Genomic DNA, 16,029 nt, shown 5'->3' on the forward strand with positions numbered 1-16,029 from the left:
CGCTCCTACAATGGCTGCGCGCTCCGTTGTAGGAGCGGGTTTACCCGCGAAGGGGTCATCAGCATCACAACAGGAACCCAGCCCACCTCAGGAGGTCTGTGTTTGCATGTATTACGGTGAACGCTTCAACGCCTGGACCCACCTGGTCGGTGCCGTCCTCGCTGCTATTGGTGCCATCTGGCTGATCGTGGCTGCGGGCCTGCAAGGCGACCCGTGGAAGATCGTCAGCTTCTCCATCTACGGCGGCACGCTGCTGTTGCTGTACAGCATTTCCACCCTGTACCACAGCACCCGTGGGCGGGCGAAAGTGATCATGCGCAAGCTCGACCACCTGTCGATCTATCTGCTGATTGCCGGCAGCTACACGCCGTTTTGCCTGGTCAGCCTGCGCGGCCCTTGGGGATGGAGCCTGTTCGGCGTGGTCTGGGGGCTGGCGATCATCGGCATGTTGCAAGAGATCAAGCCGCGCTCCGAGGCGCGGATCCTGTCGATCATAATCTATGCGGTAATGGGCTGGATCGTGCTGGTGGCAGTCAAGCCACTGCTGAACTCGCTGGGCACTGCAGGCTTCGCCTGGCTGGCTGCCGGCGGCGTGTTCTACACCGTCGGCATCATTTTCTTCGCCTTCGACAGCCGTTTCCGCCACTGGCATGGCATCTGGCACCTGTTCGTCATCGCTGGCAGCCTGATGCACTTCGTGGCGGTGTCGCTCTACGTGCGCTAGTTAAAAGTCGCCCCACAACTGCTGTGCCACCGACAGCGCCACCACCGGCGCGGTCTCGGTGCGCAGCACGCGCGGGCCAAGGCGTGCTGCGTGGAAGCCGGCGGCTTTGGCCTGCTCGACCTCGGCTTCGCTAAGGCCGCCTTCGGGGCCGATCACGAAGGCCAGGGTGGCGGGCTTTTCATGGCTGGTGAGCGGCTCGGCCACCGGGTGCAGGACCAGCTTCAGGTCAGCCTTGGTGCTGCTCAACCATTCGGCCAGGGTCACGGGTGGATGGATGACGGGCAAGGTAGAACGCCCGCATTGTTCACAGGCGCTGATCGCCACTTGGCGCCAGTGGGCCAGGCGCTTGTCGGCGCGCTCGTCTTTCAGGCGCACTTCGCAGCGCTCGCTGACGATCGGGGTGATTTCGTTGGCACCAAGCTCGGTGGCCTTCTGGATCGCCCAGTCCATGCGCTCGCCACGGGAAAGGCCCTGGCCCAGGTGCACATGCAGCGGTGAATCGGCCTGGCCGGCAAAGGCCTGGTCAAGGCTGACGCGGACAGTTTTCTTGCCCACCTCGAGCAACTGACCACGGTATTCCTGGCCGCTGCCATCGAACAGCTGCACGGCGTCGCCGGGTGCCATGCGCAGCACGCGGCCAATGTAATGGGCCTGGGCCTCGGGCAGGTCGTGCTCGCCAAGGCTCAGGGGGGCGTCGATGAAGAAGCGGGACAGTCTCATGGGTTTGCTCGGTAAATAGAGAGACGCAGATCCCCTGTGGGAGCGGGCGTGCCCGCGAATCAGGCGCCGCGGTGCCTGGCAAGGGCTTCGCCCTTGTTCGCGGGCTCGCCCGCTCCCACAGGAAAAGTGGTGTGGCGAATTGCCGGGCCTAGCCCGGGTCGCGGAAGTCGGGGTGGAAGTTGGCCGGTACTGCGACACTGACGCTGTCGCGGGTGGCGATATCGATGCCTTCGCTGGCCACTTCGGCAAGGAAGTCGATCTGCTCGGGGGTGATCACGTACGGCGGCAGGAAGTACACCACGCTGCCCAGCGGTCGCAGCAGGGCGCCGCGGGTCAGGGCGTGCTCGAACACCTTCAGGCCACGGCGCTCCTGCCAGGGATAGGCAAGCTTGCCTGCCTTGTCTTGCACCATTTCGATGGCCAGGGCCATGCCAGTCTGGCGTATTTCGGCAACATGAGCATGATCGGCCAAATGTGCAGTGGCTGTGGCCATGCGCGTGGCCAGGGCCTTGTTGGCCTCGATCACGTTGTCCTGCTCGAAGATATCCAGGGTCGCCAGCGCTGCAGCGCACGCCAGCGGGTTGCCGGTGTAGCTGTGCGAGTGCAGGAATGCGCGCAGTGTCGGGTAATCGTCATAGAACGCCTGGTACACCTTGTCGGTGGTCAGGCAGGCGGCCAGCGGCAGGTAGCCGCCGGTCAGGGCCTTGGACAGGCACAGGAAATCCGGGCGGATGCCGGCTTGCTCGCAGGCGAACATCGTGCCGGTGCGGCCGAAGCCCACGGCGATCTCGTCGTGGATAAGGTGCACGTCGTAACGGTCGCAGGCCTCGCGCAACAACTTGAGGTACACCGGGTGGTACATGCGCATGCCACCGGCACCCTGGATCAGCGGCTCGACGATCACGGCGCTGATCGAGGCGTGGTGTTCGGCCAGGGTCTGCTCCATGGCCTGGAACATGTTGCGCGAGTGCTCTTCCCAGCTCATGCCCTCGGGGCGCAGGTAGCAGTCAGGGCTTGGCACCTTGAGGGTGTCGAGCAGCAGCGCCTTGTAGGTTTCGGTGAACAGCGGCACATCACCCACCGACATGGCGGCAATGGTTTCGCCATGGTAGCTGTTGGTCAGGGTGACGAAGCGCTTCTTGTCCGGTTTGCCGATGTTCTGCCAGTAGTGGAAGCTCATCTTCAGCGCCACCTCGATGCACGACGAGCCATTGTCGGCATAGAACACCCGGTCGAGACCGGCCGGGGTCATGGCGACCAGGCGCTCGGACAGCTCGATCACTGGCTGATGACTGAAACCGGCCAGGATCACGTGCTCGAGCTGGTCGACCTGGTCCTTGATGCGCTGGTTGATGCGCGGGTTGGCATGGCCGAAGACGTTGACCCACCAACTGCTCACCGCATCCAGATAGCGTTTGCCCTCGAAGTCTTCCAGCCACACGCCTTCGCCGCGCTTGATCGGGATCAGCGGCAGCTGCTCGTGGTCTTTCATCTGGGTACAGGGGTGCCACAGGACCTTGAGGTCGCGTTGCATCCACTGATCATTGAGGCCCATGGGCACTTCTCCTGGCTTTGCGGCGTGGTTCGACCGCGTAAGCCTAAGCAATGCCGCAGGGCAGGACAACCGCTGCCGTTCAATGGCGGTGGGTGCCGGTCCATTCCAGCTTGCGGATATGCACGGTGCCGGCGTGCGAGGTGGAGATGGTCAGGCGCCGAAAGGGGCCGTCAATCACCTGGTAGTAGGGGTGTGTAGCGATCGGGCCCGGGCGAGCGTCCCGGAAGCCGCTACCTTCGAGGGTGAGCCAGTAAAAAATGCGAGGGGATGGCGCAACCAGGTCATAGTCGATGTTCTCGGCATCGAACAACATGTGCAGGTCTTCGCTCAGAAAGTCGCTGACTACGTAGTATTCCAGCCGCAGGGACTCGACCTCTTGAGCGAACGCAATCGAAATTTCGCTGTGTTCACCAATGACCAGCTCGGTACCGTCCTCGCCCTTGAAGGCTTCGTGAAAGCCGATCCAGGACGTGCTGCTGGCGTGGAAGCTCAGGCCTGAGGCTGTGCGAAGTGTCTGCCTGTGTAACAGAAGCTGCCGCTCCACTTGGTTGAAACGCTCCTCGAAGATCATGCGCAGCCCCCCCCTGGCGGGCTTTTGGCCATCTTCGCCAGCTTCGTCTACCACCCTGTGACATGGCTACTGGCAAAAATGTCAGTTGCCAAAAGGACTTGATGTCACTGCGCTGGCAGGGTGACCGGACCTGACGTATTCTTAACGCATCTTCCCGGGGCATTCCTGCCTCTCCCCGTTTCTGTAACCTCTGACTCGGAGTTCGCCGACATGGCTGCTGCTTGGGTGCGCCTGTGCGCGTTGGTATTGATTGGTGTGTCCAGCGGCGCTGCGCTGGCAAAAGACAAGACGCCCACGGCGATTGTCGTGGGGGGTGGCCTGGCAGGCCTGACGGCAGCCTACGAGCTGCAGAACAAAGGCTGGCAGGTGACCCTGCTGGAGGCCAAGGCGGGCATGGGCGGGCGTTCGGGCCTGGCCACCAGCGAGTGGATCGGCAACGCCAAGGCACAGCCGGTGCTCAACCAGTACCTCGACCGTTTCAAGCTTGAAACACTGCCGGCGCCCGAGTTCGTGCGTACCCCGGGTTACCTGATCGACGGCGAGTACTTCAGCGCCAGCGACCTGGCCACCAAGCAACCGGCCACTGCCGAGGCGCTCAAGCGTTACGAGAAAACCCTCGATGACCTGGCCCGCTCGATCGATGACCCGCTGAACCCGCAGGCAACCAGCACGCTGTTCGCCCTCGACCAGATCAACGTATCCACCTGGCTGGACAAACTGCAACTGCCGGCCACCGCCCGTCAGTTGATCAATCAGCAGATCCGCACCCGTTACGATGAACCGTCGCGCCTGTCGCTGCTGTACTTCGCCCAGCAGAACCGCGTCTACCGCGGCGTCAGCGACCGCGACCTGCGCGCTGCGCGCCTGCCCGGTGGCAGCCCGGTGCTGGCCCAGGCTTTCGTCAAGCAGCTGAAAACCATCAAGACCAACTCGCCGGTTACCGCCATTGTCCAGGACAAGGATGGTGTCACGGTAAAAGTCGGCAGCGTCGGCTACAAGGCGGACTATCTGGTCATGGCTGTGCCCCTGCGCGCGCTGGCCAAGATTCAGATGACCCCTGGCCTGGACAGCCAGCACCTGGCGGCGCTCAAGGGCACCAACTATGGTTGGCGCGACCAGATCATGCTCAAGTTCAAGAAACCCGTATGGGAAAGCCGTGCACGCATGTCGGGCGAAATCTACAGTAACGCCGGCCTCGGCATGCTGTGGGTCGAGCCGGCGCTCAAGGGTGGTGCCAATGTGGTGATCAACCTGTCCGGCGATAACGCTCGCCTGCTGCAGGCCTTTGGTGAAAAGCAGATGGTCGACCAGGTGCTGATCCGTCTGCATGCGTTCTACCCCCAGGCCCGTGGCGCGTTCACTGGTTACGAGGTCAAGCGATACAGCGCGGACGCTGGCACGGGTGGTGCCTACCTGGCCTACGGCCCAGGGCAGATCAGTAAATACTGGCGCCTGTGGGAACGTCCGGTGCAGCGCATGACCTTTGCCGGTGAGCACACGGATGCCCTGTACCCGGGCACCCTGGAAGGCGCGCTGCGCAGTGGCCAGCGTGCGGCCAGCCAGGCACAGGACCTGTTGGCCGGCAAGTCGTTCGACCCGGCCAAGGCGCTGCCGGTTGCGGCGGCGGCAGGTGCGGCGGCCGCCAAGGAGAGCAAGGGCGGCTTCTTCTCCAATATGTTCGGCGGTTCGTCCGACAAGGGCGACAAAGCTGACAAGGCGCCGGCCAAAGCTGAGCCTAAGCAGGCCGAAGAGGCCAAGCAGGACACGCAGGACAAGCCAGGCTTCTTCAAGCGCCTGTTTGGCGGGGCGCAAGCGCCAGAGGCGAAGGTTGAGCCAATTGCCAAGGCTGAGGAAGTGGCGCCTGCACCTGCGCCCGCTCCACAGGCAGCTCCGGCTCCTGCAGCACCTGCGCCTGTGGCCAAGGAAACGGCTGCCAAGCCTGCGGCAACCAAAGCCGCTCCCGCCAAGCATGCGCCCGCGCACAAGCCAGCCCACAAGCCTGCCGAGACGAAGAAGGCGACAGCCAAGTCGGAGCCTGCGAAGAAGGCTGTAACCAATACCCAGGCCAAGGCGGGCTGATCGATCGACAGTGCCGGCCTGTTCGCCTGAGGGCCGGCACTGCAACCCCAACTCTCCTACTATCGTTAATGTTTTCTTAATGGTCGGCTAACAGAATAAATATCGGATTCCTCGATAATCCAAAGCAATTTTTTCCGCTTTTCTTCGATACGTTACGCGTTAGTCTGTGCATAGCTTTCACGGGGAAACACGCAACATGCAACTGCGCAATTCACCTTCTCGCTACGGCGTGGTCAGCATCATCCTGCACTGGGGCGTGGCGCTGGCAGTTTTCGGCCTGTTCGGCCTGGGCTTGTGGATGGTCGGCCTCGACTACTACAGCCCTTGGCGCAAAGCTGGCCCGGACCTGCACAAGAGCATCGGCCTGGTGCTGCTGGCGGTGATGCTGCTGCGGGTAGTCTGGCGTTTCATCAGCCCGCCACCACCGGCACCAACCAACCATGGTGCGGTCACACGCCTGGCGGCCACGCTGGGCCACCTGGCCCTGTACCTTGGGCTGTTTGCGGTGATGGTTGCCGGTTACCTGATTTCCACCGCCGACGGCGTCGGCATTCCGGTGTTCGGCCTGTTCGAAGTGCCGGCACTGATCAGCGACCTGCCTGACCAGGCAGATGTGGCGGGTGTGGTTCATTTGTGGCTGGCTTGGGGGCTGGTGATTTTTGCCGTGCTGCATGCCCTTGCCGCGCTCAAGCATCATTTCATCGACCGTGACGCGACCCTGACTCGCATGCTGGGCCGCAAAGCTTGACTCTCAACCTCAATTACACAGGAAGGAACAGGATGTTGAAAAAGACTTTTGCCGCTCTGGCGCTCGGTACCGCTCTGCTCTCTGCTGGCCAGGCCATGGCTGCCGAGTACAAGATCGACAAGGAAGGCCAGCACGCGTTCGTTGACTGGAAAATTAGCCACCTGGGCTACAGCTTCATCCACGGTACTTTCAAGGATTTCGACGGCAGCTTCACCTGGGACAGTGCCAAGCCTGAAGCCAGCAAGATCAGCGTCGACTTGAAAACTGCCAGCCTGTGGTCGAACCACGCCGAGCGTGACAAGCACATCGCCAGCGCCGACTTCCTCGACGTGAAGAAGTACCCGGACGCCAAATTCGTCTCCACCAGCGTCAAGTCGACTGGCGACAAGACTGCTGACGTGACTGGCGACCTGACCATGCACGGTGTCACCAAACCGGTGACGTTCAAGGCTACCTTCAACGGTGAAGGCAAGGACCCATGGGGTGGTGAGCGCGCAGGCTTCAACGCCACCACGACGCTGAACCTGAACGACTTCGGCATCAAAGGCCCAGGTGCTACCTCGCAGACCCTGGACCTGGATATCAGTGTCGAAGGTGTGAAGCAGAAGTAATTTCTGCCAGCTGAAAACCGAGGGGGCCGCTTTGCGGCCCTATCACGACACAAGGCCGCTCCTGCAGAGATCAAGAAATTCTCTGCAGGCGCGGCCTTGTGTCGTGATAGGGCTGCGAAGCAGCCCCCTCGGTACTTCTATCAGCCCTTGCGGGTCAGCAGCGCTGGGCGCTCACCGCGTGGGCGGCTTGGCAGGTCATCCAGTTGCTCAGGCGTCGGGAAACGGTCCAGTTTGGACTCCTTGCGAATGATCACTGGCTGTTTTTCCGGCTGACGCGGGTTGCGCACAGCCGGCTCTTGCCGGGCAGCATCGTCACGCGCAGGGCGACCACGGCCACCGCCGCCATCACGACGGGCACCGCCACCGTTGTTGGCGCGGGGCGGGCGTTTTTCTCCGCCACCACTGCGTGGCTGGCCGCCATTGCGGGCTTGGCCCTGGCCGCCAGCGTTGCTGCGTTGGCCATTGCCTTGCCCCTGACCTTGGCCAGCACCACCCGGGCGGCGGTTGCGGCCCTGGTTCTTGCCCTGGTACGGACTGACATAGTCGGCGCGGTTACCGAAGTTATCGAGCTCGTCGTCCAGGAATTCTTCCGGGTCGCGGTCTGCCGGCGGCTTCGGAACACTGTTACTGCTGGCCTGCTGCGGGCGTGGTTTCTTGTCACGCGGCTTGCGCGGTTGCTGCTTGTCGCCGCTCTTTTCCTTGTCGTCCGGCTTGGCCGCAGCTTGCTGCCTGGCTTTGCCTTTGTCCTTGCCTTTGTCCTTGCGGCCGCCGTTGCTGTCTTTAGCACCTTCGCCACGGGCTTGCTGGTTGCGGCCGCCGCGGCCGTTGTTCTGTGGGCGCTCGCGTGCTTCGGGCTTCTCGGCTTCTACCTGGCTGGCGTCGAAGCCCATCAGGTCGCCATCCGCGATGCGCTGCTTGGTCACCCGCTCGATGCTCTTGAGCAGCTTCTCTTCATCTGGCGCGACCAGGGAAATTGCTTCGCCCGACCGACCGGCACGGCCGGTACGGCCAATGCGGTGGACGTAGTCCTCCTCGACATTCGGCAGCTCGAAGTTGACAACGTGGGGCAACTGGTCGATGTCCAGGCCGCGGGCAGCGATGTCGGTGGCGACCAGTACGCGCACGCTGTTGGCCTTGAAGTCGGCCAAAGCCTTGGTGCGGGCGTTCTGGCTCTTGTTGCCGTGGATCGCGGCGGCGGTCAGGCCTTGCTTTTCCAGGTACTCGGCCAGGCGGTTGGCGCCATGCTTGGTTCGGGTGAACACCAACACCTGTTCCCAGGCGCCCAAGGTGATCAAGTGCGCCAGCAGGGCACGCTTGTGGCTGGCAGGCAGGCGATACACCCGCTGCTCGATACGCTCGACGGTGGTGTTCGGCGGGGTGACCTCGATACGCTCCGGGTTGTGCAGGAGCTTGTCGGCGAGGTCGGTGATGTCCTTGGAGAAGGTGGCCGAGAAGAGCAGGTTCTGGCGCTTGGCCGGCAGGCGGGCGAGGACCTTCTTGACGTCGTGGATGAAGCCCATGTCGAGCATGCGATCGGCTTCATCAAGTACCAGGATTTCCACGTGGGCCAGGTCGACCTTGCCTTGACCGGCCAAGTCGAGCAGGCGGCCTGGGCAGGCGACCAGCACATCAACGCCTTTGGCAATGGCCTGGATCTGCGGGTTCATGCCAACGCCGCCGAAGATGCAGGCGCTGACCAGTGGCAGGTCACGGGCATAGACCTTGAAACTGTCATGCACCTGGGCTGCCAGTTCGCGGGTCGGTGTCAGGACCAGCACGCGAGGCTGGCGTGGGCCGTGGCGCTGCGATTTGTCGGGATGGCCGGCCGGGAACAGGCGCTCGAGAATCGGCAGGGCGAAGCCGCCGGTTTTACCCGTACCTGTCTGTGCGGCAACCATCAGGTCGCGGCCTTGCAACACGGCGGGAATAGCCCGCTGTTGCACGGGGGTCGGCTGGGTGTAGCCCGCAGCCTCGATAGCGCGGACAAGAGCCTCGGAGAGACCGAGGGAAGCAAAGGACATGGGCGATCCTGTTCTCGTGTGGGCTGGGCCCGTTGGGATGTTCTGCCTGGCGCGACGGGCATCGATGAAATGCGATCGCGTCCGGTCCAGCTGGGCTTTCACTGCACATCCGGGAAACGGAGGCTGGACGCGAAGGGGCGTCGGTACCGATCGGGATGCCTGTTGCGAGGCCGAGCGTCCGGGCGTGAGCCGGGCGGGAAGGCCCGAGTATAACAGAGCTATCGCGCTGTGCTGCTTTCCTGCTGCTCAACGGCGTTGAGAATGTTTCCAGTGTCGCTTGTGTAGCGGTTGCTGATCGCTGCATAGGCCGGCTCCTGCTTGAACCGCTGCAGCTCTTCGGCAAAGGCCACGGCCAGTGCCTCGCGCCCAGGCTTGCGCACCAGGCCTAAATACTGCGCCTGGCGGCTGACTACCAGCGGCAGTTCTTCGACTTGCTGTTGCAGGCCGAGCTGGCGGAGCAGGTAATGCCCGACCCTGCGGTCGGTGATCGCCAGGTCGATACGGCCCAGCACCAGCTTGCCGAAGTTGGCTTCGTGGGTGGGTGCGGCTTCGCGCTTGAAGTGTGGGGCCTCGGTGAACGCTTTACCGTAGGCGTAGCCGGGCGATGTGCCGACGGTGAGGCCGGCGAGGTCGTCCAGGTGGGTGACGGCATGGCGGCGCGAGCGGCTTTGGAACAGGACGAATTCGACCTCCGACATGGGTTCGGAGCCATACACCATGTAGGGTTGGCGCGCGTCCGTCTGGAAGATGTCGAGAATGCCATCGGCCAGGCCCTGCTCAGCCATCGCCAAGCAGCGCTTCCAAGGCAGGAATTGCCACTCCACCTCGACGCCGAGGCGTGCGAAGACCTGGCTGGCGACTTCATAGTCGATGCCGCGCGGTTGGCCGTTGTGCTGAAACACATAAGGTGCCCAGTCGTCGGTTACCAGGCGCAAGCGTTCGCCCAGAGCCAACGGGCTCAGGCAAACGAGCAGGAGGATCCAGAACAGACGGGCGATATGTGGCATGGCCGGAGATTACGCGCTCGGCCGGTGTACGGTAAAGGCATGCATTATCGATGTGGGAGCGGGCGTGCCCGCGAACACCGGCGAAGCCGGTGTCAACGATCGGGTTGCTCTCTTCGCGGGCACGCCCGCTCCCACAAGACCGCGCAAGGCAATGAGTTTTGCGGGCACATCAGGCTTGGGTGGATCGCAGCAGATGCGCCTCGATATCCTTGCGCCGCTCGCCCAGCGATAGCCGTAGCCCCGGATGGCGCAGGCACTGACGCAGCCGCTCGGGCTCCACGTGGCCGTAGCGGTCATTGAGGTTTTCCAGGGCTTTGTCCCACCAGGCAGACGCACAGGCGCGATCGAACTCATTGGGGTAGGGGTAGCAGCCATAGAGCAATTCGCGGGCGAACTGGCGCTCGTGACTGGGCAGGGTCAGGCTCAACGCCTTGTAACCCAGGCGGTGCAGAGTGGGTGGCCGCGGCAGTTGGTCGTTGACCAGCGCAACGTCGGCCAAGGCCGAGGGGCTGAGTGGGTCGTGCTCGTGCTTGCGCAGCCAGGCCTGGATCTTGGCGCGGAACTGCGCCTTCCGGCTCCAGTAGTGATGAATGACATCGGTACACTCGGCCAGCTCCAGGTTGCGGTAGGCCGCTACTGCCAGGCAGAACTCCTCAAGGGTATAGGCCTCCCGAGCCAAGGGGTAGAATTCGTCCATCATGGCGATGGAGCGGTCCAGGGTGTCGCAGTTCTCGGCAGTGAGGCCGATAACGCCGGAATTGACGAGCGGCATCTGGCAGTCGGCCAGTCCCCGGGACTCGAGAATGGCCAGCAGGTTCTTGTACAACAGGCACTTCTGGTCAGCGCCGTAGCGCGTGCCGATGGCGTTGCACAGCAGGCGGTTGGGCGTCACACGGGCGAACAGATGCATCGGCGAAGTGCGGAAGAAGGTGTCGGTGTCGATCAGCACTGCCAGCGGGTGTTGCTGCAGTACCTGGCGCAGCAGCACATGCTTGCTGCGAAAGTGATAACCGTGCGGGGCATTCCATGCCTGGCGCGTGGCCTCGTCCAGCAGGTGGACGGTGACGGGCAGCCTGGCGTAGGGCTGCGCATTGTCGGTGTAGACCTGGATGTCCATGGCCTCGCCGGCTGCGCTGCCTAGCTGGGCGAGGGCGCTGACGATGCTGAAGCAGGCTTCCTGATGGTAGGTTGCCGGGCCAAAAGCCAGGTATACAAGCTGTGGGCGCGAAGGTTGGGTGTGCTGCATGGCAGGCAAGACCTGTTTAACCCGAAAATGAATAAGGCTTTAGTCTATGACCAAAGCCTTAATCATTTCTTAAGCAGACTTTGCCAAAAGATTTCAGCGCGGCAGCTTCAGGTTGTTCCAGATCGCCAGGCTCGGTTCGGCCTGGTTCAAGGTATAGAAGTGCAGGCCCGGCGCGCCGCCTTGCAACAGCTGTTCGCACATGCGGGTAATCACTTCTTCGCCGAAGGCCTGGATGCTGGCGGTGTCGTCGGCATAGGCTTCCAGCTGCTTGCGGATCCAGCGCGGGATCTCGGCGCCACAGGCATCGGAGAAGCGGGCCAGCTTGCTGTAGTTGGTGATCGGCATGATGCCCGGTACCACCGGAATCTCCACGCCCAGCTTCTGTGCACGCTCGACGAAGTAGAAGTAGCTGTCGGCGTTGAAGAAGTACTGGGTGATGGCGCTGTCGGCACCGGCCTTGACCTTGTGCACAAAGTTGGCCAGATCCGCCTCGAAGTTGCGCGCCTGCGGGTGCATTTCCGGGTAGGCAGCCACTTCCAGGTGGAAGTGATCAGCGGTCTCCTGGCGGATGAACTCGACCAGGTCACTGGCATAGCGCAGTTCACCACTGGCCATGCCCATGCCCGACGGCAGGTCACCACGCAGCGCGACAATGCGTTTGATGCCGGCTGCCTTGTACTCGGCCAGCAGGGCACGCAATTCGGCCTTGGTGTCGCCCACGCACGACAGGTGCGGCGCGGCAGGTATCTTCACTTCGCTTTCCAGCTGCAGCACGGTATTGAGCGTGCGGTCGCGGGTCGAGCCACCGGCACCGTAGGTGCAGGAGAAGAAGTCCGGGTTATAGGTGGCCAGCTGGCGGGCGACGCCCATCAGCTTTTCGTGACCGGCATCGGTCTTGGTCGGGAAGAACTCGAAACTGTAGCGGCGTTCTTGTGACATCAGGCGTTCCTCTGGCAACAAGCGTCTGGCGGCAAGCTGCAAGTAAAAGCCAGATCGGTGATGGCCGGTCTGGCTTGGGCGTCGTTCAAGATCTGTGTTTCCGGAGCTGCAAGTGGCAACGGCACGGTATGCCTTTGCCTGCCACTTGCAGCTTCATGCTTGCCGCTTAGTAGCGGTAGGCGTGCGGCTTGAACGGGCCTTCGACGGTCACGCCGATGTAGTCGGCTTGCTGCTTGGTCAGCTGGGTGACCACGCCGCCGAAGCCGCGGACCATTTCCAGGGCCACTTCTTCGTCGAGTTTCTTCGGCAGCACTTCAACGGTCAGGCGCTCGGCTTTCTTTTCGGCCGGCAGGTCAGCGAACTTCTGCTCGAACAGGAAGATCTGTGCCAGAACCTGGTTGGCGAACGAGCCGTCCATGATGCGGCTTGGGTGGCCAGTGGCGTTGCCCAGGTTGACCAGGCGGCCTTCGGCCAGCAGGATCAGGTAGTCGTCGTTCTGCGGGTCGAAGCTGCCAGCGCCGGTACGGTGGATCTTGTGAACCTGCGGCTTGACCTCTTCCCAGGCCCAGTTCTTGCGCATGAAGGCGGTGTCGATCTCGTTGTCGAAGTGGCCGATGTTGCAGACTACGGCACGCTTTTTCAGGGCCTTGAGCATGTTGGCGTCGCAGACGTTGACGTTACCGGTGGTGGTCACGATCAGGTCGATCTTGCCCAGCAGGGCCTTGTCGATGCTGGCTTCGGTGCCATCGTTGATACCGTCGATGAACGGCGAGACCAGCTCGAAGCCGTCCATGCAGGCCTGCATGGCGCAGATCGGGTCAATTTCGGAGACCTTGACGATCATGCCTTCCTGACGCAGGGACTGGGCCGAGCCCTTGCCCACGTCACCGTAGCCGATCACCAGGGCCTGCTTGCCCGACAGCAGGTGGTCGGTACCACGCTTGATGGCATCGTTCAGGCTGTGACGGCAGCCGTACTTGTTGTCGTTCTTGCTCTTGGTGACCGAGTCGTTGACGTTGATCGCCGGGACTTTCAGCTCGCCCTTGGCCAGCATGTCCAGCAGGCGGTGTACGCCGGTGGTGGTCTCTTCGGTCACGCCGTGCACGCGTTCCAGTACCTGCGGGTACTTCTTGTGCAGCAGTTCGGTCAGGTCACCACCGTCGTCGAGGATCATGTTGGCGTCCCATGGCTGGCCATCTTTCAGGATGGTCTGCTCCAGGCACCACTCGTACTCTTCTTCGGTTTCACCTTTCCAGGCGAACACCGGGATACCGGCGGCGGCGATCGAGGCGGCGGCCTGGTCTTGAGTCGAGAAGATGTTGCAGGACGACCAGCGCACTTCGGCACCCAGGGCAACCAGGGTTTCGATCAGCACGGCGGTCTGGATGGTCATGTGGATGCAGCCCAGGATCTTCGCACCCTTGAGCGGTTGCTCGGCCAGGTACTTGCGACGCAGGCCCATCAGCGCAGGCATTTCCGATTCGGCAATGATGGTTTCGCGACGGCCCCAGGCGGCCAGGGAGATGTCGGCGACTTTGTAATCGGTAAAACCAGCAGGCATGTTTGCAGCGCTCATGAGAGCCTCCATTCGTAATGTGCGAATGGGCGCCGTTGTGCGTTAAGCGCTCGCGGGAGCGAGCAACGCCCCATCCGAGCCTGACAGGCCTAGCCTGCTGCAGCGCCCCTCGGACAGGTGGCGGGCATGGCACCGCTGTGGGCAACCATGTAAAACGGCGCAGATTATAGCTGTCCCCGCCGGCTTGCCCAAGGTTTTCCGTCGATTAATCGCGACGATAGTCGATGTTCAATGGAGCGAAGGCAGCCGCTCTGCCATCATTGCTACACGTTAGCCAAGCAGGTCAGGAGTACAGATGAACTTTCACACCCGCAAGTGGGTTAAACCCGAAGACCTCAACCCTAATGGCACCCTGTTCGGTGGCAGCCTGTTGCGCTGGATCGATGAAGAGGCGGCGATCTACGCCATCGTCCAGTTGGGCAACCAGCGTGTGGTGACCAAGTACATGTCGGAAATCAACTTCGTCAGTGCTTCGCGTCAGGGTGACATCATCGAGCTGGGCATCACCGCTACCGCGTTCGGCCGCACCTCGATCACCCTCAAGTGCGAAGTGCGTAACAAGATCACCCGCAAGAGCATTCTGACTGTCGACAAGATGGTGTTCGTCAACCTGGGCGAGGATGGCTTGCCGGCAGCCCATGGGCGCACCGAGATCAAGTACGTGCAGGACCAGTTCCCGGATTCGGCAGTCGAATAGACCCTGGTTGCCTGTGCCGGCCTCTTCGCGGGTGAACCCGCGAATGGGCCGCAAAGCGGCCCCGGCATTCTCAAGGCTGGGCGCTGACCTTGCGCACCACCCGCCCAATGCTCAACCCCTGCACCAGAATCGACGACAACACCACGATGTAGGTGATCGACAGCAGCAGGTCCCGTTCATCGCCCAGCGGTAGCGACAGCGCAAGTGCCACCGACACGCCACCGCGCAGGCCGCCCCAGGTCAGCACCCGCACCGTGCCTTTGGGCACCGGGCGCCAGCGCCGCAGCAGCACGATCGCCGGGGCCACCGTCAACAGGCGCGACAGCAGCACTGCCAGCGCCAGCACGCCGCCGGCCGCCAGGTGCATCCAGTTGAACGGCAGCAGCAACAGCTCCAGGCCGATCAATGCGAACAGCAGGGCATTGAGCATGTCGTCGATCAGCTCCCAGAAACCGTCCATGTAACGGCGGGTCATGTCATTCATCGCCAGGTTGCGCCCCAGGTTGCCGATGATCAGGCCTGCCACCACCATGGCGATCGGTGCCGACACATGCAGCTCGTAGCACATCGCCGAACCACCGATTACCAGCGCCAGGGTCAGCATGACCTCCACCTGATACTGCTCGACACTCTTGATCATGCGGTAGGTGGCGTAGCCGATCAGGCCACCGAACACCACACCGCCAATGGCCTCGCGGGCGAACAGGATCGCCGTGTCGGCCATGCTCGGTGTTTCACCCAGCTGGATGATGCCCAGCAACACGGTGAATACCACGACTGCCGTGCCGTCGTTGAACAGTGACTCGCCGACGATGGTGGTTTTAAGCGGTTTGGGCGCATTGGCAGTACGCAGCGCGCCAAGCACTGCAATCGGGTCGGTCGGTGAGATCAGTGCACCGAACAGCAGGCAGTAGATCAGGGGCACCTGCCAGCCGAACAGGGCAAACACCCAATGCGCCAGGTAGCCGATGACCACGGTGGCGATCAGCACGCCCAAGGTGGCCAGCAGGCCGATCGGCCAGCGGTAGCTGCGCAGGTCGCTGAGGTTGACGTGCAGGGCGCCGGCAAACAGCAGGAACGCCAGCATCCAGTGCATGAGCAGATCGTTGAAGTCGATCTGGTTCATCAACCCTTCGACGCGCTCTTCCAGGCCGGGGAAGCCGACAAGGCTCAGGCCTTGCAATATCAGGGAAAACAACAGCGCCGTAACCATCACGCCGATAGCGGGGGGCAGGCCGATGAAGCGGTAATTGACATAGGTAAGAAGGGTGGTGAGGCAGATAAACGCGGCAACTAATTCAAGCATCCCGAATCCTGTAACAGTGGCTTCCAAGTCGTTACCCGAGTGACTCGGGCAGTTCTTTGATGACCTGGCTCGGGGTTCGGGGCACAGGGTTTGACCGAATTAGTCCAAATCGTTCCCGTGACAGTCTGCACTGGTTACCCTGTGGGAGCGGGCGTGCCCGCGAACACCGGCAAAGCCGGTGCCATACACCGAGTTGCATTCTTCGCGGGCATGCCCGCTCCCACAAAGC

The 16,029-nt window shown here is 62.4% G+C and carries 14 protein-coding genes and 1 riboswitch; of the genes, 5 read left to right on the forward strand and 9 right to left on the reverse strand.

Features of this window, described 5'->3' with window-relative positions; all coding sequences use genetic code 11:
* Positions 1-106 precede the first annotated feature (106 nt).
* Positions 107-724 carry a PAQR family membrane homeostasis protein TrhA gene (trhA, locus tag V7787_RS37870; protein WP_010955556.1) on the forward strand — a complete coding sequence of 206 codons (618 nt, stop codon included), beginning with the start codon at positions 107-109 and terminating at the stop codon, positions 722-724.
* On the opposite strand, the gene V7787_RS37875 is transcribed toward trhA, so the two are convergent.
* The 3 genes from V7787_RS37875 to V7787_RS37885 form a co-directional block, all read right to left on the reverse strand.
* The gene (locus V7787_RS37875; RefSeq protein ID WP_019436737.1) at positions 725-1,444 is read right to left on the reverse strand and encodes a 16S rRNA (uracil(1498)-N(3))-methyltransferase; all 720 of its coding nucleotides are present in this window, start codon (positions 1,442-1,444) and stop codon (positions 725-727) included.
* A 148-nt stretch (positions 1,445-1,592) separates the two neighbouring features.
* Positions 1,593-2,999 (reverse strand): adenosylmethionine--8-amino-7-oxononanoate transaminase, encoded by a 1,407-nt coding sequence (locus V7787_RS37880; RefSeq protein WP_010955554.1) that lies wholly within the window; start codon positions 2,997-2,999, stop codon positions 1,593-1,595.
* 79 nt (positions 3,000-3,078) lie between these two features.
* Positions 3,079-3,570, reverse strand: coding sequence for a hypothetical protein (locus V7787_RS37885; protein WP_003249344.1), 492 nt, complete (start codon positions 3,568-3,570; stop codon positions 3,079-3,081).
* A gap of 210 nt (positions 3,571-3,780) precedes the next feature.
* Here V7787_RS37885 and V7787_RS37890 point away from each other — a divergent pair, with 210 nt between their 5' ends.
* From V7787_RS37890 to V7787_RS37900, 3 genes are all read left to right on the forward strand, one after another.
* Complete coding sequence (locus V7787_RS37890; protein ID WP_336092766.1) at positions 3,781-5,649, forward strand: flavin monoamine oxidase family protein; 1,869 nt, start codon at positions 3,781-3,783, stop codon at positions 5,647-5,649.
* A gap of 196 nt (positions 5,650-5,845) precedes the next feature.
* Positions 5,846-6,397 carry a cytochrome b gene (locus tag V7787_RS37895; RefSeq protein WP_104962680.1) on the forward strand — a complete coding sequence of 184 codons (552 nt, stop codon included), beginning with the start codon at positions 5,846-5,848 and terminating at the stop codon, positions 6,395-6,397.
* A gap of 32 nt (positions 6,398-6,429) precedes the next feature.
* Positions 6,430-7,008 (forward strand): YceI family protein, encoded by a 579-nt coding sequence (locus tag V7787_RS37900; protein ID WP_020191536.1) that lies wholly within the window; start codon positions 6,430-6,432, stop codon positions 7,006-7,008.
* A gap of 140 nt (positions 7,009-7,148) precedes the next feature.
* Here the strand turns inward: V7787_RS37900 and V7787_RS37905 are convergent, their stop codons facing one another.
* The 5 genes from V7787_RS37905 to ahcY all read right to left on the reverse strand — a co-directional run bounded on the left by V7787_RS37905 (position 7,149) and on the right by ahcY (position 13,797).
* Positions 7,149-9,029, reverse strand: coding sequence for a DEAD/DEAH box helicase (locus V7787_RS37905; protein ID WP_020191535.1), 1,881 nt, complete (start codon positions 9,027-9,029; stop codon positions 7,149-7,151).
* 218 nt (positions 9,030-9,247) lie between these two features.
* Positions 9,248-10,036, reverse strand: coding sequence for a substrate-binding periplasmic protein (locus tag V7787_RS37910; protein WP_012053904.1), 789 nt, complete (start codon positions 10,034-10,036; stop codon positions 9,248-9,250).
* Positions 10,037-10,205: 169 nt separating this feature from the next.
* On the reverse strand, positions 10,206-11,282 hold the full coding sequence (locus V7787_RS37915) for a hypothetical protein (protein ID WP_198747159.1): 1,077 nt from the start codon (positions 11,280-11,282) through the stop codon (positions 10,206-10,208).
* A 93-nt stretch (positions 11,283-11,375) separates the two neighbouring features.
* Positions 11,376-12,221, reverse strand: a complete 846-nt coding sequence (gene metF, locus V7787_RS37920) for a methylenetetrahydrofolate reductase [NAD(P)H] (RefSeq protein ID WP_020191829.1) — start codon at positions 12,219-12,221, stop codon at positions 11,376-11,378.
* 166 nt (positions 12,222-12,387) lie between these two features.
* Positions 12,388-13,797: an adenosylhomocysteinase gene (gene ahcY, locus V7787_RS37925; protein WP_020191828.1), complete on the reverse strand. Its 1,410-nt coding sequence runs from the start codon at positions 13,795-13,797 to the stop codon at positions 12,388-12,390.
* Positions 13,798-13,817: 20 nt separating this feature from the next.
* Positions 13,818-13,914: riboswitch (S-adenosyl-L-homocysteine riboswitch) on the reverse strand.
* 178 nt (positions 13,915-14,092) lie between these two features.
* Between ahcY and V7787_RS37930 the strand changes: the two genes are divergently transcribed.
* The gene (locus tag V7787_RS37930) at positions 14,093-14,494 is read left to right on the forward strand and encodes an acyl-CoA thioesterase (RefSeq protein WP_003249362.1); all 402 of its coding nucleotides are present in this window, start codon (positions 14,093-14,095) and stop codon (positions 14,492-14,494) included.
* Between the two features lie 70 nt (positions 14,495-14,564).
* On the opposite strand, the gene V7787_RS37935 is transcribed toward V7787_RS37930, so the two are convergent.
* Positions 14,565-15,800: a cation:proton antiporter gene (locus tag V7787_RS37935; RefSeq protein WP_064492987.1), complete on the reverse strand. Its 1,236-nt coding sequence runs from the start codon at positions 15,798-15,800 to the stop codon at positions 14,565-14,567.
* Positions 15,801-16,029: the final 229 nt, after the last annotated feature.

It is taken from the genome of Pseudomonas sp. CGJS7, assembly GCF_036961695.1.